Source organism: Caulobacter sp. DWP3-1-3b2, assembly GCF_049896325.1.
Taxonomy (GTDB): Bacteria; Pseudomonadota; Alphaproteobacteria; order Caulobacterales; family Caulobacteraceae; genus Caulobacter.
On the sequence record NZ_JAFCUB010000001.1, the window covers coordinates 19,242 to 43,108 of the forward strand.

Genomic DNA, 23,867 nt, shown 5'->3' on the forward strand with positions numbered 1-23,867 from the left:
AGCCACAGTTGCACAGGCGCGCCCTCTAAGGACGCGATACATCAAAAAGATCGCGGTTTGCCCCGATAGGTGAGCTGGAAAGCTCTAAGCCCCGGCCGAAACCAGCGGCAGTCGCGTCGTCGGCGTCTTGGAAATCGCTAGCAAGGCGTTGGCCACGGCCGGTCCGATCACCGGCGTTCCGGGCTCGCCGACGCCGCTCGGCGGATTGGCGGACGGCGAGATGTGGGTTTCGACCGTCGGCGCCTCGTTCATCCGCAGCACGCGATAGGTGTCGAAATTGCTCTGGTCGACCGCCCCGCCCGTCAGGGTGACCTCGCCATAGAGCGCCGCCGACAGGCCGTAGCACGTGCCGCCTTCCATCTGGGCGGCGATCTGGTCGGGCGAGACGGCGACGCCGCAGTCGATGGCGGTGACCACCCGGCCGACCCGCGGATGACCGTCCACCAGCTTGACCTCGGCCACTTGGGCGACGACAGAGCCGAAGCTTTCGTGCACCGCCACGCCGCGCGTCCAGCCGGGCGTCGAGGTCGGACCGGCCTTCTCGACGGCGAGGTTCAGCACCGCAAGATGCCGCGCGGCCTCGGGACCCGCCTTGACGTATAGGGCCCGCCGATACTCGACCGGATCCTTGCCGGCCTTGCGGGCCAGTTGGTCGATGGTGTGCTCCATCACGAAGGCGGTATGGGTAGCCCCCACCGAACGCCACCACAGCACCGGCACGCCGGCCTCCGGCAGGGCCAGTTGGGCGTCGACGACAGGGGTGGCTTTCAGATAGGGCGAGCCCGACGCACCCTCGATCGCGGTCTGGTCCGGCCCCTTGGAGGGCATCGGCGAGCCCTTCATGATCGACTGGCTGACAATGCGATGGCGCCAGGTCGCCGGGTAGCCGTCCTTGTCGAGCGTGACCCGGACGGCATGGTGGACCATCGGCCGGAAATAGCCGGCCTGCATGTCGTCCTCGCGAGTCCAGACCAGCTTCACCGGCCGATTGCCGCCAACTTTCTTGGCGATGTGCACGCACTCGGCGACGTAGTCGGACTGGAAGTTGGCGCGCCTGCCGAACGATCCGCCGGCATAGAGGGTCTCGACCTCGACCGAGCCCGGCAGCGTCCCGACGATCTTGGCGGCGGCCAATTGGTCCAGAGTCGGACTTTGGGAGCCGTGGGTCAGCTTGACCCTGTTGCCGTCCACCTGGGCCACGCAGTTCATTGGCTCCATGGTGGCGTGGGCCAGATACGGAAAGTCGTAGGTCGTCTCGAAAGCGTCCTTGCCGCCGGCCGCAGCTGCGGCGTCGCCCTTGGAATCGAAGGCCTCCCACTTCAGGTCGGACGGTCCCCTGCCGGCCGCGATGTCGCGCCACTGGGCGGCGATGGTCTTGGAGTCGCGGTTCTCGGCCTTGTCGAGGTCCCACTCGACCTTCAGCGCCTCGCGGCCCATGCGGGCGGCATAGGTGGTGTCGGCGACCACGGCCACACCGGTCGGAATCTGGTAAACCTCGACCACGCCGGCCACCTTCTTGGCGTCGTCGGCGTTGAAGCTCTTCACCTTGCCGCCAAAGCGTGGGGCGTGCGCCACCACCGCCACCAACATGTCGGGCAACTGGACGTCCTGGGTATAGCGCGCCGTTCCGTTGCTCTTGATCAGGCTGTCCTTGCGGCGAACGCGGTCGGTGCCGATCAGGGTGAAGGTCTTGGGATCCTTGAGGACCGGGGTTTCGGGCGGCGCGATCTTGGCGGCGTCGGCGATCAGGGCGGCGAACGGGGCGGACTTGCCGCCAGCGTGGCTGACCAAGCTATCCTTGACGGTGATCTCGCCGGCCGGGACGTTCCACTTGGCCGCGGCTGCTTGCACGAACATCGCCCGCGCGCCGGCCCCGGCCTTGCGCAGCTGTTCCCACGAATTGGAGATCGCCGACGAGCCGCCGGTCAGTTGAACGCCCATGCCGCCATTGGCGTAGAGCTTGGCGTTGGCGGGGGCGTGCATGACCTTCACCCGAGACCAGTCGGCGTCGAGTTCCTCGGCGACCAAGGCCGCCAGGCCCGCATGGTTGCCTTGGCCAAATTCGATGTGCTTGGACAGCACCGTCACCGCGCCGTCCGGATCGAAGCGGATGAACGGCCCAAAAGCGCCGACATCGACCTTGGATCCCGCGCTCATCAGGTCGGCGGGCGAGCAGCCCACCATCAGTGATCCGCCGACCAAGGTGGCGCTGACCACCACGACGTCGCGGCGGCTGACGCCCTCTTTACGCATCAGCTTGCTGAAAGGGGCGTTCATGGGTTCGCTCCTCGGCCGGTCGAACCCGAAGCGGCGGCGATCTCGGCGTCGATCTCGTTGGCCGCGGTGGTCGCGGCGGGCGCATTGACCAGCGACGCCGAGGCCAAGCCCGCGGCGTCCTTGATGGCGGCGCGGATGCGTTGATAGGTGCCGCAGCGACAGATGTTGCCGCTCATGGCGTTGTCGATGTCCTCGTCGCTGGGCGACTTGGTCTGGGCCAGCAGGGCCGCGGCCGACATGATCTGGCCCGACTGGCAGTAGCCGCACTGCGGCACATCGTGGGCCACCCAGGCCTTTTGCAGCGGATGCGTCCCGCCCAGGCTCTCGATGGTGGCGATCTTGGCGCCGTTCAACGTGGCGATCGGCGTTACGCACGAGCGCACGGGATCCCCGTTGACGTGAACCGTGCAGGCCCCGCACTGGGCCATGCCGCAGCCAAACTTGGTGCCCGTCAGTCCAAGTTCGTCGCGAAGCACCCAAAGCAGTGGAGTTTCGGGGTCGGCCTTGACGGTGACCGTCCTGCCATTGATGTCCAGAGTGGCCGTCATAGGCGCTCGCCTCCCCCACGAAAACCGGCCCGCCGACCCGGCATCGCGGTTCTAACACCGCTCAGACCCAAACCCGCCAGTGAAATCTTGGTCTAGTCAGGCTAGCGTGGCCACGACGTTCGCTTCGCTGTCAGGACCCACGCCCTTGGATTCCTTTCCCGCCTATTTCCCCCTGGCCGGCCGCAAGGTGGTGATCGCCGGCGTCGGCGAGGCCGCCGACAACAAGGCCCGGCTGTTCGAGGGCTCGCCGGCGACCGTGGTGCGGGTCGACGGTCCCGCCGCCTTCCTGCCCGGAACCTATGTCGGCGCGACCCTGGCCTTCGTCGCCGGGGACGACGAGGTGTTCCTTCAGGCGGCCGCCGGCGCGGCGCGGGCCGCTCGCGTGCTGGTCAATGTCGTCGATAAGCCCGCGATGAGCGACTTCAACACTCCGGCGGTGATCGACCGCGGCGAGGTGGTGATGGCCGTCGGCACCGGCGGCTCCTCCCCGACCTTGGCCACCAAGCTGCGCAACGACATCGAGGTCCAGGTGCCGGAAGGCACGGGCCGGGTCGCCGCCCTGCTGCGCAAGTTCCAGGACGAGGTGCGCGGCGCCCTGCCCGCGATGCACGAGCGCCGGGCCTTTCTGCGCGACGCCGTGGTCGGCGAGGCCGCTCAGGCGGCGATGGCGGGCGACATGGAAAAGGCCGGCCAGCTGTTTCGCCAGGCCCTGGCCAAGGGCGTCGGTCGCGAGGGCAAGGTGCGGTTCATTGCCGGCAAGGGGCCCGCCGACCTGCTGACCTTGCGCGCGGTCCGGGCTCTGGGCGCGGCCGATGTGCTGATCGCCGACGACGGCGCCGCGCCAGAGGTGCTGCTTCTTCTCCGCCGCGACGTCCACCGGTTGCCGCCCGGCGAGGTCTCGGCCGAGGCGCTTGTCGCGCTGGCCCAGGAGGGCAAGCAGATCGTTAGGCTGGTCGTCGCGCCAGTCGACCCTGCGGTCATCCAGGCCCTGGCGGCCGCCTCGGTGGCGGTCGAGGTGTTGATGGCGGCGCCGGCGGGTTGATGCTCCCCGCTATTGATCCAGCGACCGGTCCTTGGTCTCGGGCAGCAGGAACAGCGTCACGAGCACGCTGATCAGCGTGAAGCCGACGGGGTACCAGAGTCCAGCATAGATGTTGCCCGTCGCCGCCACGATCGCGAAGGCGCTGAATGGCACGAAGCCACCGATCCAGCCGGTTCCGATGTGATAGGGCAGCGATAGAGCCGTGTAGCGCACCCGGGTCGGGAACAGCTCGACAAGACAGGCGGCCAGGGGGCCGAACAAGGCCGTGGCGGCGATCACGAAAACGAAGAGCACGCCAAACATGCCCCACCAGTTCATCCGCGCCGGATCAGCCTTGGCCGGATAGCCGGCCTTCGCCAACGCCGCCTTGATCGCGGCCTCGCCTGTGGTCTTGACGGCCTTGGCGTCCTTGGCGGGCAGGCCCTTGGCGCTCTGGGACACGATCCGCGTCTCGCCGATCTGGACGATCGCCGCCGATCCCGCCAAGCCTGGGCGGTTGGCATAGGACACCCCCGCATTGGCCAGGGCGCTCTTGGCGATGTCGCAGGACGAGACGAAGGCGGCCTTGCCCACGGGATCGAACTGCAGAGCGCAATCCTTGGGATCGGCGGTCACCGTCACCGGCGCGCGCGCCGTGGCCTCGGCCAGCGCCGGGTTGGCGGCGCGCTCCAACAGGTGGAAGCCCGGGAAATAGAAAATCAGCGCCAGGGTCATGCCGCCCAGCATCACCGGCTTGCGGCCGACCTTGTCCGACAGCCAGCCGAACAGCACGTAGAAAATGGCGCTGACCGCGGTGGCGGCCATCATCAGGCCGTTGATCGTCACGGGCGAGACCTTGAGGAACTTCTCCATGAAGGTCTGGATGTAGAAGAAGCTGGTGTACCAGACCGCGCCCTGGGCCGACATCATGGCGAAGAAGGCCAGCAGCACCAGCTTGAGGTTCTTCCACTGGCCGAAAGCCTCGGCATAAGGGGCCTTGGACGCCTCGCCGTCGGCCTTCATCCTGGCGAAGGCCGGGCTTTCGCTGAGCTTCAACCGCATCCAGACCGAGATGCCCAGCAATCCGATCGACACGGCGAACGGGATGCGCCAACCCCAGGCGTCGAAGGCCTCGGGTCCGGCGTGCACGCCGAGGAGCCAGCGGGTCACCAAGATCACCAACAGGGCGCCGAACAGGCCAAAGGCCGCCGAGGTCTGCACCCACGAGGTCGACCAGCCCCGCTCCTTCGGCGGCGAATGCTCGGCGACGTAGATGGCCGCTCCGCCATACTCGCCGCCCAAGGCGAAGCCCTGAACGCAGCGCAGCAGGATCAGCAGAATGGGCGAGATGATCCCGGCCTGGCGATAGGTCGGCAGCAGGGCGATGGCAAAGGTGGCGCCGCCCATCAGCAGCACCGTGGCCAGGAAGGCGCCCTTGCGTCCGGCCTGGTCGCCGATCTTGCCGAACACCAGCGCGCCCAGCGGCCGAAAGGCGAAGCCGACGCCAAATAGGGCCAGGGCCGCGACATAGCCGGCCGTGTCCGAAAGGCCGGAAAAGAAGGTCTTGGAAATGACCTGGGCCAGACTGCCGAAGATGAAGAAGTCGTACCACTCGAAGGCCGTGCCCGCCGACGAAGCCGCGACCACCGTGCGCATCGAGGCGCGATCTTCCGTCGTGGCCATCCGTGTTTCCCCCGTCATTCTGTGGAGGAGCATTAGCGGTTTTCGACGGACTGGGAAGTCCGTTCCTCCCCCTGTGGGGCAGGTGTCGGCAAAGCCGACGGTGGGGGAGTGATACGATATCCGCCGCCTGAATCGACCTGGCGCAACTCCCCCCACCGATCGCTGTGCGATCGCCTCTTCCACAGAGAGAGGAACGTGAGGACTTAAGCCACAGCTACTTCTTCGCCCATATCCTCACCCGCCAGTCGCACGATCTCGCCGATGAGCGCGGCGGGGACGATGGGCTTGGCGGCGACGCCGTCCATGCCGGCCGCCAGATAGGCGGTCCGCTGGTGCGACATGACATTGGCGGTCAGGGCGATGATCGGCGTCCGGGCGGCGGCGCCCGGCAGGGCCCGTATCCGCCGCGCAGCCTCCAGCCCGTCGATGCCCGGCATCTGCACATCCATCAGGATCAGGTCGAACGCCCGGTGACGGGCAGCGGCCACGCCGTCCAGACCGTCGTCGGCCGTTTCGACCTCGGCCCCCAGCTGCTCGAGGATGCGGCGGGCGACCAGGCGGTTGGTGGCGTTGTCCTCGACCACCAGGATGCGCAGGCCCTGCAAGAGGTTATCGGCCACGGCATCGTCGGCGACCAGCGCCTGGGCCGGCGGCGCGGCGATCGCCAGCAAGAAGGTCGAGCCGACACCCTCGTGAGAGGAAAAGTCGACCGCGCCGCCCATCATTTCCGCCAGGCGTCGGGTGATAGCCAGGCCCAGGCCCGACCCGCCGAACCGCCGGGTGGTGCTGGCGTCGGCCTGCTGGAAGCGCTCGAACAGCCGGCTCTGGGCCTCGACCGCGATGCCGACCCCGGTGTCGATGACCTCGAAGGCCACGCGCGGCTCGTCTTCGTCGTCGGCCCGGCGCACCCTCAGGGTCACCGAGCCGGCCAGGGTGAATTTCACCGCATTGCCGACCAGGTTGAACAGCGCCTGGCGCAGACGGTTGGGGTCGGTGAGGATCAAGCCGACATCCGGCGCGTCGACGTGCAGGGCCAGTCCCTTGTGCTCGGCTTGGCCGCGGAGCAGTCGCGCCACGCTCCGGACCAGTTCGCTGGGATCGACCGCCTCGCGGGTTACATCCAACCGCCCCGCCTCGATGCGCGAGAAATCGATGACGTCGTCCAGCAGGGTCGAGAGCATGCGGCCACAGGCCAGGGCCTCGCCGAGTAACTCCCGGGCGTCCTCGGGCAAGGCGGCCCGCTTGAGCAAGTGCATGACGCCCATGACCCCGTTCATCGGGGTGCGGATCTCATGGCTCATATTGGCCAGGAACTGGGCCTTGGCCTCGCTGGCGGCCTGGGCGGCGCGTTCGGCCTCGACCAGGGCCAGTTCGGAGCGTTTCTTCTCGTCGATGTCGAGGATCAGGCCGAAGGCCTTGCGCACCCGGCCAGACGCATCCTGGCGCACCTCGTGGAAGATGCGGATCCAGCGCTCTTCGCCGTCGCCGATGATCACGCGGGCGTCGAAAGCCCGAGCGCCGCGCGAACCCCGGCCCAGCGAGGCCTCGGACGCGGCGTAGACCGCCGCCACGTCTTCGCGGTGGATCATGGGCCAGACAGCGCTGCGCACGTCCTCGTAATTGATCCGGCGACCGAGGATGCGGTGGAACTCGGGCGAGCCCCAGAACGTCTTGCTCGCATGATCGATCTCATAGACCCCGGCCTGGGCCGCGCCCAGCGCCACCCGTAGCCGCCGGGCGTTGGCCCGCGCCTCGCGCCGAGCTTGCGACAGGGCGGTGACGTCGTCCATGTAGGTAATCACCCCGGCGATCGCGCCATCAGCGTCACGCCAGGGCCGGGCTTCCCAGCGCAGGGTGTGGGTGAGGCCCAGGCCATCGCGGAGCTGGTCTTCGCGGCGCACCACGGTCTGGCCGGTCAGGGCTCGCTCCACGGCCTTCACGAAACGCTTGCGCTGGCCATAGGTCAGGTCGTGCAGGGTACGGCCGATCACTTCGGCCTCGATGGCCTGAAAGATCTCGAGGAACCGGGGGCTGACCACTTGCAGCCGCAGGTCGCGGTCATAGAGCGCCACGGCGAACGGCGCCTCCTCGACCAGCTTGCGGGCCTGACGCTCGCCCCAGACCGCAGCGTCGCGGGTCAAAGCCACGTCGGTGACGTTCTGCGAAATGCCTTTCAGCGCATGGAGGCCGTCGGCGCGCGGCTCGGTGCTGAAAGTGGCGCGGTAGGTGAACCATTGGTCGCCGGCCCCGCGCAGGCGGTGCTCGATAGTGCCGCCCTGGCCGGTGCGCACGGCGGCGTCGAACGCCACCCGCAGAGCCTGGCCCTCGACCGGATCGAGGCGATCGAAGAACTGTTCGGGCAGCGCCACCTCATCCGCGCTCAGTCCGGTGGCGGCCAGGATGTCGCGCGACCACTCGATGCGTTGCGCTTGCGGCTCGTAGCTCCAGACACCGATGCCGGCGGCTGAGAGCAGATCGTGGGTGACGCGAGCGGCCGCCAGCTCGGCCTCGCGGGCAAGGTCGGCGGCGCCATCGGCGGTTTTGGACGGCGGGGACATCGCGGCTCCGGGAAACGGTCGCCAGGACGTTGAAGCTCAAGGGTAAACTTATGGTTGGCGTCGGCGAACATTGGTCGCTGGCCGCGTATTTCACACCTCGGCCCACATCCGCAGCAGGTTGTGATAGGTCCCGGTCAGGGACAGCACCGCGAGATTGGTCGCCCCCACGGCGCCCGACAGCCGCTGAATGGCGACGTCCATGTCCAGCAAGAGGCCGCGCTTGGCGTCGTCGCGCACCAGGCTCTGGATCCAGAAGAAGCTGGCCGAGCGCACGCCGCGGGTCACCGTCGTCACGTGATGCAGGCTGGAGGCCGGATACAGGATCAGCCCCCCGGCCGGCAGCTTGACCATGTGGCTGCCATAGGCGTCCTCGACCACCAGCTCGCCGCCGTCATAGTCGTCCGGATCGCTCAGGAAAAGCGTCGCCGACAGGTCGGTGCGCAGGCGTTGGCCGGTGACGGGATCGCGGCGCACCGCATTGTCGATGTGGTCGCCAAAACCCATGCCCTCGCCATAGCGGTTGAACATCGGCGACAGGATCGTCCGGGGCAGGGCCGCCGAGACAAAGAGCGGATGGCGCTCCAGCGCCTGGACGATGATCGCCCCGACCTCGCGGGCCGCCGCGCCGTCCTGCGGCAGCTGCTGGTTGTTCTTGGCCATCGCGGCCTGGAAGCCCGAGGTGGCGTTGCCGTCGATCCACGCGGCCGCGTCGAGCACGGCGCGGCAGTGGGCGACCTGGTCGGAGGTCAGCACGTCGGGGATTTGGAGCATCATGGCCTGCGCTCCTTAGCAGACAAATCAAGGCCCCGCCTGGGGATGGGTCCCAGGCGGGGCGCTATCGGTTCATGAAGGGGAGGATCAGAACCGATAGTTGGCGGTCAGGGTCGCGTTGCGACGATCGCCGGGTGTGGCCCAGCCGTTGTTGCGGCCCCGGTTGTAATACTTCTCGTCGAGCAGGTTGTTGACGTTGAGCCGCAGCTCCAGCGCGTTGGTCGCCTTCCAGGACACCGTCGCGCGGCTCAGCCAGTAGTCGTCGGTGATGACCAGCGGGATCGTCGTGCGCTGCGGCGGGGTGCTGCCGGTGATCTGGCCGTGCTGGCTCAGATAGGTCTTGCCCTGGTAGGACAGGCTGTAGCCGACCTGGATATCGTGCGGCAGGTCATAGGTGGTGAACAGGCTTAAGGCGTGGTCGGGGACATTGGCGATCTCGTCGCCCTTGGTGAAATCCAGGCCTGCGGCGGCGTTAAAGTCGGAAACGCCCTGCAGCACCTCGCTCTTGAGATAGGTGTAGTTGGCGAACACCGACCATTTGTCGGTCAGGCGGCCTGAAGCGCCCAGCGCCACGCCATCGACCCGCGCGCTGCCGTCCAATTGCTGGTCGGGCACGGTGGGGTCGCCCGAGGCGACCTTGTAATTGGTGCGGTCGTTGCGGAACACCGAGGCGGTCAGCGACAGGCGGCTTTGGAAGATGTCCCACTTGGCGCCCAGCTCGTAGCTCTTGGCCTCCTCCGGCTCGACCGTACAGGTGGCGGCCGAGCAGGCGCCGGCGCCATTCACCGTGGACTGCGATGGGGTTTTGGAGTTGCCGTAAGCGACATAGAGGCTGGCGTTGGGGATCGGCTTGTAGACCAGGCCGAGGCGGTAGGAGAACAGGTTGTCGTCGCTGCGGAAGGTCAGGCCCGGGGTCACCGCGCCCTTCGGGATCGCGCCGGCCGCCGTCGCCGAATAGGCGTCGCTGCGGTTCTCGCCCTGGTTACGCTCGTAGCGCAGGCCGAAATTCACCGCCCACTGCGGGTTCAGCTGGGCGTTGTCGAACAGATAGGCCGCCTGATTATGGCGTTCGCCGTCCTGGATGCTGGTGCGAACATAGTTGCGCGCCCCGGCATAGGTTGCGTTCGGGTCGGCGATGGCCATCAGCGGCAGGACGGTGGCCGTGCCGTCGGGGTTGCGCAGCACATTGCCGCTGTCGAGGTGATAGTCCTCGCTGAGGAACGACGCGCCGACCACCAGGCTGTGGGCCACGCCGCCGGTATTGAAGTTCGCCGTCACGTCGGTCTGGTTGTAGAGCAGGGTGTTCTTGGAATCGCGCAGGTTCCCGCGCGGGCCGCTCGGCTGGTACAGGCCCGGAGCCGGGTCGGCAGGCAGGCAGGCCGTGAAGCCGGTGATGTTGGTCGCCGTGGTCGATTGGCTCCAGGCCACCGGCTTCTGGCCGTTGGCCAGGCAGAACACGCCCTGCGGCGGGTCGACGATCGTCAGTTGGGTGACTTCCTGGTAGCGCGAGAGGTTGCGGACCGACAGGGTGTCGCTGAACTGGTGCTTGATGATCCCGGTCAGCACGTCGACCTGCTGCTCCTGGGTGTCGACATTGCTGTAGCCGTAATAGTTCGACGGATCGACGCCGGGCACCGCGCGGCCATTGTAGAACGGCACGCCATACTGCGGGGTGTTGGTGTCTTCCTGGTGGCTGTAGAGGATGGTGAACTGGGTCGGGCCGGTCAGGCCGAAAGTGATCGACGGCGCGATCCCCCAGCGCTCGAAGCTCTCCACATCGCGGCCCGGGGCGTCGTTCTGGTGGGCCATGACGTTCAGGCGCACGGCGATGTCGTCGGTCACCAGATGGTTGGCGTCGAGCGTGCCGCGCAGATAGCCGTCGGTCCCGACGCCGCCGGTGACGGTGGTGGAGTCGCGGCGGTTGGGGCGCTTGGTCACCAGATTGATCGTGCCGCCAACCGAGCCGGAGCCGGAATAGACGCCGTTGGCGCCGTTGACGACTTCCAGCTGTTCCAGGTTGAACGGGTCGCTGCGGCTGTACTGGGCGCTGTCGCGCACACCGTCGATGGTCAGGTCGTTATTGGCCGAATAGCCGCGCAGATTGATGCTGTCGCCAAAGCCGCCGCCGCCTTCGCCGGCCCCGAAGGTGATGCCGGGCACGGTGGCCAGGATGTCGCGGAGCGACAGCAGGTTCTGGGCCTCGATGACGCCCCGCGAGACGATGGTCACGGTCTGGGGCGTGTCGAGCGGCTTGGCGGTGTATTTCGGCGACTCGGCGCGCTGCTTGCGGCCCTCGACCTTGACGCCGGAGACCTCGGTGGCGGCGTCGGCGGCCGGAGCGGCCGCGACCGCCAGATCGTCGGCATTGAGGACGGCGTCGGGCGCCGCGTGGGCCAAGCCCGCGCCTAGGGTAAGGCCCGCGAGGCCGGCGACGGCCCCGGCGCTCAGGGCGCGGCGCGCTTGGCTGCGGACGCCGCTCGCGGCGGTCTTGATAAGCTTTTGCATGTGTAGAACCCCGTCAGGCCGTCGGAGGAGCGCGGCCCTTTGTCGTAATTGCGACGCGTTCTTAGCTGGAGCTTTGCAGGGGCGCAATGATAATCATTCGCAGAAATCTTCTGGTCTCGCCCCGTCACCGCCCTGCTGAAGATCCTTCTCCCGCAAGGGGAGAAGGAAATCTTATCTAGGCTCCGTGGAATTGAGGGTGGGTCGAGGCGTGCTAGAGAGGAGCGCAAGTCAGCGTTGGAACCCGCATGTCGTTGAAGTTCACTCAGGTCCTGACCACGGCCCTCGCCGCCCTGGCCTTGGCCGGCGTGGCCCAGGCCTCGGACCTGAAAGCCTGCGCCATTCCCCGGGACGTGACCCCGGTCGCGCCCGAGATCCCGCCCGCCGACCAGATCCATACCGACATCCCGACCGCCGCCTATCTGCTGGCCCTCTACTGGTCGCCCGAGGCCTGCCGCTCGGGCATCCCGGAGTCGGACAAGGCCATCCAGTGCCAGACCAACCGCTTTGGCTTCACCGTCCACGGCCTGTGGCCCAATGGGCCGGACAAGGTCCACCCGCGCTATTGCCGACCCAGCCCGTCGCTGAGCGTGGCGACGGTCAAGGCAAACCTGTGCATGATCCCCTCGCCCTGGCTGCTGCAGCATGAGTGGCAGGCGCACGGGACCTGCCGGTGGGACACGCCCGAGGCCTATTTCAAGAAGGCGCGTGCGGTGCGGTCGCGCCTGACGGTTCCAGATTTGCAGCCGTTGCCCGAGGGCGTGATGACCGCCGGCCAGGTGCGCGAGGCCTTCCTGAAGGGTAATCGCGGCATGACCCGCGAGGGGCTCAATGTGCGGGTCAACAAGGACAACCGCCTGACCGAGGTGTGGGTCTGCATGGACCTGACGTTCAAGCTGGCGGCATGTCGGGGCGGGAACGGCACGCCGGATGCGGTGACGATCCGGGTGACGCCGAGGGGGTGAGCCACGAAAACGGTTGTCATCCCGGACGAGCGCGCGGCGCGAAGATCCGGACCGACGCGTGAACGCCGCGCTTCCGGCGGTCCCGGATCTACGCTTTGCTTGTCCGGGATGACAACCGTTTTTGCCGAAGTGGCTTTCGGTGGTGGCTGTTCTGATCCGCCCTGGCGGACAGGCCCCGCCTTAAGGCCTGACCCCAGAGCTCCCATCCACCAAGGAATTAAGGTGGGGTCTGCCCCCACGGGCGGGCGCAGGAAGATCGTTTTGGCCGAGCATCGTAGGAAGTTCGTGCGAACCGCGATTCTTATCGTCAGCTGCTGCATCGTCGCTGGACTTCTGGCTTGGTTCGCTCCGCCCGAAACCGAGTGGGCGCGTAAGGCCCCCATCGCTTCGGCCTCTGACTGTCGCCTGCTGGCGAGCGTTCTGAGGCGACACTATACCGATGAACTGAGGTCGGGCTGGGCGACGACCCGCCGAGGCGGACCGCTAGATTGCCAGTGGTCCAGTTTTAATCTTGCGGCCAAGACAGTGTCCTACGAAACCGCCCTCCATGGGGAGATTTTCGACGCTGGCAAGCCGGCGATTTATCTGAACAAGCCGCGCTATTCGCTCCTCGGCGTCCGCACGATCGTCGATGTTTATGCTGGCAACAGCCTCGTTGGCCGCAGTCGAACCTGCGAGTTCTGGGGCGTGTTTAGGTTTCGGCCCGTAAATTGGTGCGTCACCAAGCGTCACATCTTCTGAGCCCCAAACGCAAAACGGGCGGCCCCTCTCGGAGCCGCCCGCCTGCTAGTTCACTTCAGAGACCGTCTCACCCTTAGGTGTTGACGGCGTCCTCCGGGCTCACGGCGTCCTTCTTGGACAGGTCTTCGCCGGTTTCCTGATCAACGACCTTCATCGACAGCTTGGTCTTGCCGCGATCGTCGAAGCCAAGGAGCTTGACCTTGACGATCTGACCTTCCTTCAGCACGTCCGAGGGCTTGGCCACCCGTTCGTTGCTGATCTGGCTGACGTGGACTAGGCCGTCCTTGGCGCCGAAGAAGTTCACGAAGGCGCCGAAATCGACGACCTTCACGACCTTGCCGTCATAGATCGCGCCGACTTCAGCTTCCTGGGTGATCGACTTGATCCAGTCGATCGCGGCCTTGATCTTGGCGCCGTCCGAGGCCGAGACCTTGACCGTTCCTTCGTCGTTGATGTCGACCTTGGCGCCGGTGGTGGCGACGATCTCGCGGATCACCTTGCCGCCGGTGCCGATCACTTCGCGGATCTTGTCGGTCGGGATGGTGATGGTCTCGATCTTGGGGGCGTAGTCGCCGACCTCTTCACGAGGGGCGTCCATGGCCTTGTTCATCTCCTCGAGGATGTGCTCGCGGCCGCCCTTCGCCTGGGCCAGCGCTTGCTTCATGATTTCTTCGGTGATGCCGGCGATCTTGATGTCCATCTGCAGCGAGGTCAGACCCTGGCTGGTGCCGGCCACCTTGAAGTCCATGTCGCCCAGGTGATCTTCGTCGCCAAGAATGTCGGACAGAACGGCGAAGCCGTCCTTTTCGAGGATCAGGCCCATGGCGATGCCCGAGACCGGACGGATCAGCGGAACGCCCGCGTCCATCATGGCCAGCGAGGCGCCGCAGACCGTGGCCATTGAGGACGAGCCGTTGCTCTCGGTGATCTCGGAGACCAGGCGGATGGTGTAGGGGAAGTCTTCCTTGGCCGGCAGCATCGGGCGCAGGGCGCGCCAGGCCAGCTTGCCGTGGCCGATTTCGCGGCGGCCGGGGCTGCCCATCCGGCCCGTCTCGCCGACCGAGAAGGGAGGGAAGTTGTAGTGCAGCAGGAAGGCTTCCTTGTAGGTGCCTTCCAGGGCGTCGATGAACTGCTCGTCGTCGCCGGTGCCCAGGGTGGCGACCACGATGGCTTGCGTTTCGCCGCGCGTGAACAGAGCCGAACCGTGGGTGCGCGGCAGGATGCCGACTTCACCCAGGATCGGACGGACCTTGTCGACGGTGCGGCCGTCGATGCGGATGCCGGTGTCGAGGATGGAGCGACGAACGATGTCGGCTTCCAGTTCCTTGAACACCGAACCCAGCTTCAGCGGGTCGATGCCGGCCGGATTGGTGTCGCTCTTGGCGAACTTTTCCGTGGCCTTGGACTTGGCGGCCGACAGCGCCGAGACGCGGTCGCCCTTGGCGCGGATGGTGTAGGCTTCGGCCAGATCCTTGCCGACGGCCTTCTTCACTTCGGCCTTCAGAGCGTCGGTATCTTCCGGCTGGAAGTCGAAGGGCTCCTTGGCGGCGTGTTCGGCCAGTTCGATGATGCCGTTGATCACGGCCTGCATGCCCTTGTGGGCGAAGCTGACGCCGCCCAGGACGATCTCTTCCGAGAGCTCCTGGATTTCGGATTCGACCATCATCACGGCGTCGGCGGTGCCGGCCACGACCAGGTCCATCTTGCTTTCCTTAAGCTCTTCGAGCGTCGGGTTCAGGATGTACTCGCCGTTGACGTAACCGACGCGGGCGCCGCCGATCGGGCCCATGAAGGGGGCGCCGGAGATCACCAGAGCGGCCGAGGCGGCGACCATGGCGACGATGTCGGGATCGTTCTCAAGGTCGTGCTGCAGCACGGTGCAGACGACCTGGACTTCGTTCTTGAAGCCCTTGACGAACAGCGGGCGGATCGGACGGTCGATCAGGCGGGAAACCAGGGTTTCCTTTTCCGACGGACGACCTTCGCGCTTGAAGAAGCCGCCTGGGATCTTGCCGGCTGCGTAGGTCTTCTCGATATAGTTGACGGTCAGGGGGAAGAAGTCCTGGCCGGGCTTGGCCTTCTTGGCGAACACGGCGGTGGCCAGGACGACGGTTTCGCCCATGGTGGCCAGAACGGCGCCGTCGGCCTGACGGGCGATGCGACCGGTTTCGAGGACCAGCGTCTTGCCGCCCCACTCGATCGTCTTGCGCATGATTTCGAACATATTTGCTTCTTTCGGTTCCGAAGGACCCATTTCCCTCAGGACGGACAGGGTCGGGCGGCCGAATGGCGGTCCCGAGGTTTCCTCATCCAGTGCGACAGGCGTCCGGGGATCGTGATCCTCGGCTTACGTCCGGATCCGCTCGAAAACGGATCCACAGCAGCCTTCGTTTCAGCCTGTCTTGAAACGGAGGCCTTAAAAAGCGTTCGGCCGCCCCGCGTGAGCGAGGCGGCCGACGGCGCCAGAACTAGCGGCGCAGACCCAGCTTTTCGATGAGGACCGTGTAACGGCCCAGATCAGACTTCTTCAGGTGGTCGAGGAGGCTGCGACGCTGGGAAACCATCATCAACAGACCACGACGGCTGTGGTTGTCCTTCTTGTGGGTCTTGAAGTGCTCGGTCAGGTTGGCGATACGCTCGGAGAGGATCGCGACCTGGACTTCGGCGCTGCCGGTGTCACCCTCGGTGCGTGCGTGTTCGGCGATAAGAGCGGTCTTGCGCTCGGCAGTGATCGACATCGGTGTGTCTCCGCTCAGGTGAGTTGGAAGACCCGCACCGGATTGAGCGATCCGGCGCGCATCTCGCACAAGGCCACCAACCTCTGTCCCGACATGGCGGAAACGGTGCGATCGCCGCGCGTGAGCACGGCTTTCAGCGATTCCACCTGCCTTGGGAGCAGAACGATGGCGCGTCCTTGCGCAAGCCGGAAGGCGTCTTCATCGGTCACGGCCAGCGCCGGGATGTCGTCCAGCGCGGTCTCGACCGGAAGCAATGCCTCCGACAGGCGGGCCTCATAGCTTAAATTCTCGAGGGTTTCCAGGCCTATCGCCGTTTGCTCGGTGAACCGGCCGACTCGCGTCCGGCGAAGCTGGTCGACATGGCCGCAGGCGCCGAGGGCGGCGGCCATGTCGCGGACGATGGCGCGGACATAGGTGCCCTTGCCGCATTCCATCTCCAGCTCGATGTGATCGGCGTCTGGAGCATCGGTCACGCGCAGGCCGTGGACATTGACCTTGCGGGTCTTCAGCTCGAACGCGACGCCGCTGCGGGCCAAGTCATAGGCCCGCTCGCCATCGACCTTGATGGCCGAATAGTTTGGCGGGATCTGGTCGATCTGGCCGATGAACGGGGCCAGCGCGGCCTCGACCTGCTCGCGCGTGGGCCGCACGTCGCTGCTGTCGGTGGTCTCACCCTCGCGGTCCAGGGTGGTGGTCGAGCGGCCCCAGGCGATCGTGAAGCGGTAGGCCTTGTCGGCGTCCACCAGGAACGGGACGGTCTTGGTCGCCTCGCCCAGGGCCAAGGGAAGAATGCCGGTGGCCAACGGATCCAGCGTGCCGGCATGCCCCGCCTTCTGGGCGTTGAACGCCCGGCGCACGCGAGACACGGCGCTGGTCGAGGTCAGGTCATAGGGCTTGTCGAGACAGATCCAGCCCGAGATGGCGTCGCCCTTCTTGCGGCGGGCCACTCAGTCTTCCTTGGCTTCGACCGGCAGGAGGTCGGCCTGGATCTTGGGGTTGTCAAACAGGGCGTCCATGCGCTTGGCGTTGTCGAAGCTTTCGTCATGAACGAACTTCAGGTCGGGCGTGAAGCGCATGCCCAGACCATGGCCGAGCCGACCGCGCAGGAACTTGGTCACGCGGTTGAGGCCCGCCACCACCTCGGCGGGGCTGCCGGGCACGACGGACGTGCGCGACGGCGACGAGGGCTCGGGCACGTGGATGTTCATCACCCCGGCGCCCAGCGGCTCGACGAAGCAGATGGCGTGGCGCAGGTCGGGGCTCATCCGCACCTGGGTGACAGTCACCGAGATGTTGGCGAGAGCGACATCCTGCAGCGTCTCCTCGCGCAGGATGTCGACCAGGGCATGGCGGATCAACTCGCCGGCCCGCAACTGGCGCTGAGACGGGCCGGCGCTGACGCCCTTGGTGGGTTTGAAAATCTTGTTCTTCATGACGAAGGCCTTGCCGCCCGGCCAGCGGATCGAACGCCGGGCGCGGGGTGGAAACAGGAAGGCGGGGTGTCTAGGCGCGTGGCCGGCAAAAGTCCAGCGTGACCGCGCCTCAGGCCCCCGTGCGGTCCTTGAAGAAGGCCAGCACGCGTCGATGCACCCTCATCGTCTCGCCGTCCGGATCATGGCGATTGAGGTGCAGGGTCAGCACCGAATGCGGGTCACGGCCGGAGCCGCCGCGCGCCGAGGCGTCGGGCAGGACGTGGGCCTCGACCCGGTTGCCCAGTTCTCGCTGCAGGGTGGCGAAGCGGGCGCAGGGCACGAGGGCGTCGCCCGCGAACCGCAGGGCCAGCAGTGTCAAATCCTCGGCCTCCATACGCGCCTTGGCCACGGCCAGTTCGTCCGGCGACACGTCCAGCGCCGCAGCGTTCTTCTTGCCCAGTGGCAATGAGGGCTGCGACATCACCGGGGCCACCACCGAGGGCTCGGTCATCATGGCCAGGGCGAAGCCGCCGGTGAAGCACATGCCCACCGCCCCGACGCCCTTGCCGCCACACTCGGCATGGACCTGGCGGGCCAGGGCGCGCAGCCAGTCGACGATGGGGCTGGAGCGATCAGCCGCCCAGGCGGTGAATTCGCGGCGCACGCAGAGGGTCTTGGCGATCACCCTCATCGCGTAGCCCGTGGTCACCGGCCGGCCGGGTTCGCCGAACAGGCTGGGGCAGAACACGGTCATACCCTCTGCCGCCACGTCGCGGGCGAACTGCAATACGCCGGGGTGGAGGCCGGGGATCTCGTGGATGACGATCACCGCCGGGCCCGAGCCGATGCGGTAGACGGGCCGTGTCCAACGGCCGTCGTCGAAGTCGAACAGGGTAAAGTCCGCCAACGCGTCGCTCATGGTCGCTCACCCCCTGCCTCGTCGGGCGACCATGGCATGAAACAGCGGCTTGATGTCGCGTCCCGAAGCGCGCCCACTTCTTCTCTGCATCCCGACGAAAGTCGGGATGCAGAGAGATTAAGGGGTGCGAAAACCGCCCAGCTAGAGCAGTTTTCGAGCGAAGTGATTCCGGTTCGCATGAAGAAAAATGCGTCAAAACAGAAGATTAGAGCTCACGGCCTGACGCAGTCAGGTCGGGAAATGCTCTAGCCCGGCCCTTTGTCGTCGGCCCAGTCATCCATTGGATCGGGCCCCTTGCCGTTGGGCAGTTTCCATTCGCCGCGGAACGAAAAGTCGAGGGTGCCGCACACCCGCGTCGCCCCGCCCTTGGGGTCGTCGCCGAACGCCTGGACGCGCAGGTCGCGATAGGTGGCCAGCCGGCTGAAGCTCAGCCAAAGGCGCTTCGCCCCCGGACAGAAGGCCCGGATATAGACCCGGCCCTGTTCGAACTTCGGGTCGATCTCATAGAGGTCGGCGTCGGCGTCGACCCCGGCCATGGCCTTCAACCCGCCAGGGGCGAGATCCTTCTGATGGCCGCCGATCAGCCGGGCCTGGACCGGCACGCCGGTGGCCAGAACCTTCAGCACCCGGGTTCCGGTCAGCTTCCTGTCGAACAGCACCGTCAGGCCGGCGCCGGTCAGACGCTTGGCGTCGGCCGAGATCGGGTCGAAGGAATACATCTTGCGTTCGGCGTGCGCGGCGGTGGCCAAGGCGCTCAGGGCCAAGCCGAGCAGCACGGCGCGCGCCCGCATCGCTGGCGTCACCGGTTGAAGTGCAGGTTGACGGCCTCGGCGTCGAAGCCCGACAGCCGCCACGTGCCGCCCTCCAGGGTAAAGGTCAGCAGACAGGGACCGTCCTTGGTCTTGGCCGCGCAGACATGGTCGCTGTCCAGCGGGCGCAGGGCGGCGGCGATGGCGATGCGGTCGGGGATCGGGCGGTCAGGCGTGTAGCCGTAATAGTTGGCGGCGTAGCGGAAGGTCTCGGGCTGGACCAGAGCGGCGCCGGCGATGTCGGCGGCGGGCGCGGCCAGGGCGATGATCGCCGCCTGCAGGCCGCCGCTCATCTTCGAGGAGCGGGCCTCGCGCACCAGCCGGCTCTCGATCTGGGCCTTCAGCGCCGAGCGATCGACGCGGGCGTCGAAGGCGGCATGGTCGTTGTTGCGGATCGCCACCAGCAGAGCGTGGACGTCGCCGGCCGCGTCATAGCGGCTGACGGTGGCGCAACCGCTGAGGGCGGCGGTCGCAAGGGTCAGGGTCAGGAGGGTCCGGATACGCATGACGACAGGGTTAAGCCGGAAATCGGGCGAATTCCAGTCCGGCGGGCCCAACTTCGATCGCCGCTAAGTCGGGGCGAGGAAGGCTGTCGCTTCGGGACTTCGCGAGCGCGCCTGCGGCGACAGGTGATCGACACAAAACGCAATCAACGCCTTTTCCTCGGTGGCGTTCGCAAAAAAGCGGCGAGGCAGATAGAAAGTCCCTCCACCCGTGCTGATCAGGAGCCACAGTGTTTTCTCGCGACAAACGCTGAGGACGGCGCGCCACGGTACATTTGTCACGACGCCGCTGCTGCTGACAATCTCCAGTCCGACGTCATTGAACTCGTAGCTCAAATCGACTTGCTGAAGCGTGCCTAGCCGGACCCATGCGTTTGAGCCAAGTCGACGGCACCAGAAAATATAGCCGAACATGGCAAGCACGAAGCTGATCATAAGCCCCGACAGGGCAAGGGTGTCGTTGAGGCCAATCGCATCCGGCAGCGCCAGCCAAGTCAAAGTCATAACGGCGATCACCGCGAGATAGACGAGGAAGCTGAAACGGCGCCATCCGAAAAGGCGTTTCGACAAAGCTCCACCGACCGTCATCGTCTCCCCTACCGGAGTTGTCCCCTGTATTTTCATCTCTCACCCCAAACGCAAGAAGGGCGCCGAACTCGCGTCGGCGCCCTTCCCTTTAAGCTGAAGCTCGATCGAAAGCCTAATCTAGCCGCGCTGTAGAGTGGCTGCCGACACATAAGCCCGAAGCCGCTCCGGTCGTCTCGTCGCACATGACGCTCGCCAAGGTCCACCATGCGTCAAACCCGCATCACCCGCGCCGCCCTTCGTCGCTTAGTATGCGGATCGAAACCCCATCCAGGGACCGGCCCTTGCTGTCGGCGGTGATCCCTTCCAACGCTCTGCGGGCGCGGGCCTGCTGGCCCGGCGAGAGGGCGGAAGTCGCTTGCTGATGACGATCTCGCCCTTCAGGATTTCGCTGTTGACTTGGTCGCCATCGATCAAGCCGGCCTCGCGCCCCATGTCCTGCAAGACACCGAAAGCCAGGTCCTTGCCCCAGGTAGCGACGGTGATCTCCGCCATGATCGCGCCTCCAGCTGCGATACCAGAGTGCCACGGACCACCACTGTCGTCGAGCTAGGCCACCCGCCAAACGAAAAAGGGCGCGGACCCTGCGGTCCGCGCCCCCTGTCTCTCGAAGCGCCAACCCGACCTTAGTCGAGCTGGCGCTTGATCTCTTCGACGGTGAAGCACTCGATGGTGTCGCCGACCTTGATGTCCTGGAAGCCGGCGAACAGCATGCCGCACTCCTGGCCGGACGGGACCTCGTTGACCTCGTCCTTGAAGCGCTTGAGCGTCGCCAGGGTGCCCAGTTCCAGAACGACGATGTCGTTGCGGATGATCCGGACCTTGGCGCCCTTGCGGACCACGCCCTCGGTGACCTTACAACCGGCGACCTTGCCGATCTTGGAGATGTCGAAGGCTTGCAGCACTTCGGCGTTGCCGAGGAAGGTTTCGCGCTGGATCGGGGCCAGCATGCCCGAGAGCACGCCTTTGATGTCGTCCAGCAGGTCGTAGATGATCGCGTAGTAGCGGATCTCGACGCCTTCGCGTTCGGCCAGCGCCCGCGCCTGGGCCGAGGCCCGGACGTTGAAGCCGATGAGCGGCGCGCCGGCGCCCTTGGCCAGCATCACGTCGCTTTCGCTGATCGCCCCGGCGCCCGACAGGATGATCCGCGCGCGGACCTCGTCGGTCGACATGGCGTCCAGCGAGCCGATGATCGCCTCGGCCGAGCCCTGCACGTCAGCCTTGATGACCAGCGGCAGCTCGCGATATTTCTTGTCCTGCAGCTTGGCCATCATGTCGGCCATGCTGGTGGCACCCGCGCCAACCGGATGCATCGATTTCTCGCGCTTCAGGCGGATGCGGTACTCGGTCAATTCACGAGCCCGAGCTTCGTTCTCGACGACCGCGAAGGGGTCGCCGGGCGAAGGCACGCCGTCCAGGCCGAGAATCTCGACCGGAGTCGAAGGCCCGACGTCGTTCAGTTGCTCATTGCGCTCGTTGAGCAGGGCGCGAACCCGGCCGAACTGGCTGCCGGCCACGACGATGTCGCCGCGCTTCAGCGTGCCGCGCTTGACCAGCACGGTCGAAACCGCGCCGCGACCCTTGTCGAGCTTGGCCTCGATCACCACGCCGTCGGCGGTGCGATCGGGGTTGGCCTTCAGGTCCATGACCTCGGCCAACAGCAGGATGCGCTCGATCAGCTCGTCCAGGCCCTGGCCGGTCTTGGCCGAGACCTCGACGATCTGGGTTTCGCCGCCCAGGCTCTCGACCACGATCTCGTGTTGCAGCAGCTCGTTGATGACGCGGGTGGCGTCAGAGCCCGGCTTGTCCATCTTGTTGACGGCCACGATGATCGGCACTTCCGCAGCGCGGGCGTGCTTGATGGCCTCGATGGTCTGCGGCATGACGCCGTCGTCGCCAGCCACCACCAGGATCACCAGGTCGGTGATGTTGGCGCCGCGGGCCCGCATTTGCGAGAAGGCCGCGTGGCCTGGGGTGTCGAGGAAGGTGACCTTTTGGCCATTTTCCAGGCGAACCTGATAGGCGCCGATGTGCTGGGTGATGCCGCCGTGCTCGCCGCCGGCCACGTCGGCCTTGCGCAGCGCGTCCAGCAGGCTGGTCTTGCCGTGGTCGACGTGACCCATGACCGTGACCACCGGGGGCCGCGACTCCAGGTGGTCGTCGATGTCCTCGGCGCCGATGAAGCCTTCTTCGACGTCGGCTTCCGAAACGCGGCGGACGGTGTGGCCAAATTCGGTGGCCACCAGTTCGGCGGTGTCGTTGTCGATGACGTCGTTGATCTTCAGCATCACGCCCTGACGCATCAGGAACTTGATGATCTCGACACCGCGCACGGCCATCCGGTTGGACAGCTCCTGAACGGTGATGACGTCGGGGATGATCACTTCGCGGCTAACCTTCACGACATCGGCGGGACCGCCGCGGCGCTTTTCTTTTTCACGTTCACGGGCCCGGCGAACCGAGGCCAGCGAGCGCATGCGATCGGCGGAGTCTCCATCGCCGGCCACGGTCTGGATCGTCAGGCGGCCTTCGCGGCGGATCGGAGCGCCCTTGGCGCGCGACACGGCCTTGCCGGGCGCGGCGGCCTTGCGCCGATCGTCGTCATCCTCCGGACGCCGCGCGGCCTCGCCGCCGGGGCGGGGGGCCGAACGCGTGGCGCGCTGGATTTCTGGCGTGGCCGGAGCCGAGGCGGGAACGCCCGGACGGGCGCCTCGCGCACCACCAGGACCCGGACGGGCGCCAGGGGCCGGGCGCGGGGCCAGGGCCGAATAGCGGACGGTCTGAGTCGGGCGGTCGCCCTGGGGACGATCGCCTTGCGGACGATCCCCCTGAGGGCGGTCGCCTTGCGGACGGTCGTTGCGGAAACCGCTAGCGCCTTCGGGACGGGGACCGCCAGCGTCGGGACGCGGCGTGCGTTGGTTATAGGGACCATCCGGGCGCGGAGCGCGCTGATTGAATGGCCGGTCGGCCTGCGGACGGTCTCCCTGGGGACGATCGCCTTGCGGTGGACGCTCGCCGCCCGGACCCGGACGATAGGTCGTGGTCGAGGTGCGGTCGTCGCGGCGATCGCGGCTGGGCTCGTAGGTGCGGGTCTGGCCGGCGGCCGGCGCCGCGGGACGGGGCGCGTCGCCGCGCGCCGCCGGTGCGGCGGGGCGCGGGGCCTCGGCGCGCGGCGCTGCGGGAGCCGTGACCGGAGCAGGAGCCGCGGCGGCCGTCGGGGCCGGAGCAGCAGGCGCGGCGACCACGCGGGCGACCGGGGTGGGGGCGACCGGGGTGGGCGCGGCCGGAGCGGCGGCGACCGGAGCCGCCTCCGGAGCAGGAGTCGGCGTCGCGGCGGCCTTGGCGGTCGCGGCGGCCTTAGCGGCGGTTTCGCGCGCGGCGGCCTCGGCGGCCGTGGCGCGAGCCTCGGCGGCGCGGCGTTCGCCGGCTTGACGTTCCTGATGTTCGCGAGCGGCCTCGATGGCGCGCTGACGGGCCAGCATCTCGCCTTGCGACAGGCCGCCAGCCGAAGAGCCGCCACCGCCGGAAGACTGCTGACGCGGCGCGGCGTTGTGACGCTCGGCCGAGGACGGCGCGGCGAGGTTGCCTGCCGGAGCCGCGTGCGGACGCACGCGTTTGGTTTCAACCACCACCGTCTTGGTGCGGCCGTGGCTGAAGCTCTGCTTCACTACACCGGCGCTGACAGACCCCTGGCGGGGCTTCAGCGTTATGGGCGCTCTGCCCCCGGGGTTGGAACCAGGCCGACCGTTATCGTTCTCGTCGCTCATGCGCTCGCTTGTACTTCCGCCAGCTGAGGCTGGCCAAAACCGTTAGATCCATATGAGAACGGGGCCTG

Annotated in this window: 19 protein-coding genes; 3 read left to right on the forward strand and 16 right to left on the reverse strand. The window is 66.9% G+C overall.

Annotated elements, in window-relative coordinates; all coding sequences use genetic code 11:
- Positions 1 to 84 precede the first annotated feature (84 nt).
- Entirely contained in the window at positions 85 to 2,277 is a 2,193-nt protein-coding gene (locus ACP7AG_RS00105) for a molybdopterin cofactor-binding domain-containing protein (protein WP_426029348.1), read from the reverse strand.
- Positions 2,274 to 2,825: a (2Fe-2S)-binding protein gene (locus tag ACP7AG_RS00110; RefSeq protein ID WP_426029349.1), complete on the reverse strand. Its 552-nt coding sequence runs from the start codon at positions 2,823 to 2,825 to the stop codon at positions 2,274 to 2,276. The genes ACP7AG_RS00105 and ACP7AG_RS00110 overlap by 4 nt, the downstream gene beginning before the upstream one ends.
- Before the next feature lie 145 nt (positions 2,826 to 2,970).
- Between ACP7AG_RS00110 and ACP7AG_RS00115 the strand changes: the two genes are divergently transcribed.
- Positions 2,971 to 3,867 (forward strand): NAD(P)-dependent oxidoreductase, encoded by an 897-nt coding sequence (locus ACP7AG_RS00115; RefSeq protein WP_426010466.1) that lies wholly within the window; start codon positions 2,971 to 2,973, stop codon positions 3,865 to 3,867.
- A gap of 9 nt (positions 3,868 to 3,876) precedes the next feature.
- On the opposite strand, the gene ACP7AG_RS00120 is transcribed toward ACP7AG_RS00115, so the two are convergent.
- The 4 genes from ACP7AG_RS00120 to ACP7AG_RS00135 all read right to left on the reverse strand — a co-directional run bounded on the left by ACP7AG_RS00120 (position 3,877) and on the right by ACP7AG_RS00135 (position 11,363).
- A complete protein-coding gene (locus ACP7AG_RS00120) occupies positions 3,877 to 5,529 on the reverse strand; it encodes an MFS transporter (RefSeq protein WP_426029350.1) in 1,653 nt (550 codons plus the stop codon).
- A 203-nt stretch (positions 5,530 to 5,732) separates the two neighbouring features.
- Positions 5,733 to 8,087 carry an ATP-binding protein gene (locus ACP7AG_RS00125; RefSeq protein WP_426029351.1) on the reverse strand — a complete coding sequence of 785 codons (2,355 nt, stop codon included), beginning with the start codon at positions 8,085 to 8,087 and terminating at the stop codon, positions 5,733 to 5,735.
- Positions 8,088 to 8,177: 90 nt separating this feature from the next.
- On the reverse strand, positions 8,178 to 8,861 hold the full coding sequence (locus ACP7AG_RS00130) for a Fe2+-dependent dioxygenase (protein WP_426029352.1): 684 nt from the start codon (positions 8,859 to 8,861) through the stop codon (positions 8,178 to 8,180).
- A gap of 84 nt (positions 8,862 to 8,945) precedes the next feature.
- Positions 8,946 to 11,363: a TonB-dependent receptor gene (locus ACP7AG_RS00135; protein ID WP_426029353.1), complete on the reverse strand. Its 2,418-nt coding sequence runs from the start codon at positions 11,361 to 11,363 to the stop codon at positions 8,946 to 8,948.
- Between the two features lie 245 nt (positions 11,364 to 11,608).
- Here ACP7AG_RS00135 and ACP7AG_RS00140 point away from each other — a divergent pair, with 245 nt between their 5' ends.
- Both ACP7AG_RS00140 and ACP7AG_RS00145 read left to right on the forward strand, forming a co-directional pair.
- Positions 11,609 to 12,325, forward strand: a complete 717-nt coding sequence (locus ACP7AG_RS00140; RefSeq protein ID WP_426029354.1) for a ribonuclease T2 — start codon at positions 11,609 to 11,611, stop codon at positions 12,323 to 12,325.
- Positions 12,326 to 12,850: 525 nt separating this feature from the next.
- Positions 12,851 to 13,066: a hypothetical protein gene (locus tag ACP7AG_RS00145; RefSeq protein ID WP_426010478.1), complete on the forward strand. Its 216-nt coding sequence runs from the start codon at positions 12,851 to 12,853 to the stop codon at positions 13,064 to 13,066.
- Positions 13,067 to 13,139: 73 nt separating this feature from the next.
- On the opposite strand, the gene pnp is transcribed toward ACP7AG_RS00145, so the two are convergent.
- The 10 genes from pnp to infB all read right to left on the reverse strand — a co-directional run bounded on the left by pnp (position 13,140) and on the right by infB (position 23,799).
- The gene (gene pnp, locus ACP7AG_RS00150; RefSeq protein ID WP_426029355.1) at positions 13,140 to 15,290 is read right to left on the reverse strand and encodes a polyribonucleotide nucleotidyltransferase; all 2,151 of its coding nucleotides are present in this window, start codon (positions 15,288 to 15,290) and stop codon (positions 13,140 to 13,142) included.
- Positions 15,291 to 15,534: 244 nt separating this feature from the next.
- Positions 15,535 to 15,804, reverse strand: coding sequence for a 30S ribosomal protein S15 (gene rpsO / locus ACP7AG_RS00155; RefSeq protein ID WP_056437057.1), 270 nt, complete (start codon positions 15,802 to 15,804; stop codon positions 15,535 to 15,537).
- Between the two features lie 14 nt (positions 15,805 to 15,818).
- Positions 15,819 to 16,751: a tRNA pseudouridine(55) synthase TruB gene (gene truB, locus ACP7AG_RS00160; RefSeq protein ID WP_426029356.1), complete on the reverse strand. Its 933-nt coding sequence runs from the start codon at positions 16,749 to 16,751 to the stop codon at positions 15,819 to 15,821.
- Positions 16,752 to 17,237 (reverse strand): 30S ribosome-binding factor RbfA, encoded by a 486-nt coding sequence (rbfA, locus tag ACP7AG_RS00165; RefSeq protein WP_426029357.1) that lies wholly within the window; start codon positions 17,235 to 17,237, stop codon positions 16,752 to 16,754. It abuts the gene before it with no gap.
- A gap of 109 nt (positions 17,238 to 17,346) precedes the next feature.
- Positions 17,347 to 18,135, reverse strand: coding sequence for a dienelactone hydrolase family protein (locus tag ACP7AG_RS00170; protein ID WP_426010485.1), 789 nt, complete (start codon positions 18,133 to 18,135; stop codon positions 17,347 to 17,349).
- Between the two features lie 245 nt (positions 18,136 to 18,380).
- A complete protein-coding gene (locus ACP7AG_RS00175) occupies positions 18,381 to 18,926 on the reverse strand; it encodes a hypothetical protein (protein ID WP_426029358.1) in 546 nt (181 codons plus the stop codon).
- A gap of 8 nt (positions 18,927 to 18,934) precedes the next feature.
- Positions 18,935 to 19,450 carry a DUF2939 domain-containing protein gene (locus tag ACP7AG_RS00180; protein ID WP_426029359.1) on the reverse strand — a complete coding sequence of 172 codons (516 nt, stop codon included), beginning with the start codon at positions 19,448 to 19,450 and terminating at the stop codon, positions 18,935 to 18,937.
- Between the two features lie 63 nt (positions 19,451 to 19,513).
- Positions 19,514 to 20,035, reverse strand: a complete 522-nt coding sequence (locus tag ACP7AG_RS00185; RefSeq protein ID WP_426029360.1) for a YcxB family protein — start codon at positions 20,033 to 20,035, stop codon at positions 19,514 to 19,516.
- Positions 20,036 to 20,278: 243 nt separating this feature from the next.
- Positions 20,279 to 20,527, reverse strand: coding sequence for a hypothetical protein (locus ACP7AG_RS00190; RefSeq protein ID WP_426029361.1), 249 nt, complete (start codon positions 20,525 to 20,527; stop codon positions 20,279 to 20,281).
- A 131-nt stretch (positions 20,528 to 20,658) separates the two neighbouring features.
- Entirely contained in the window at positions 20,659 to 23,799 is a 3,141-nt protein-coding gene (gene infB / locus ACP7AG_RS00195) for a translation initiation factor IF-2 (protein ID WP_426029362.1), read from the reverse strand.
- Positions 23,800 to 23,867 lie beyond the last annotated feature (68 nt).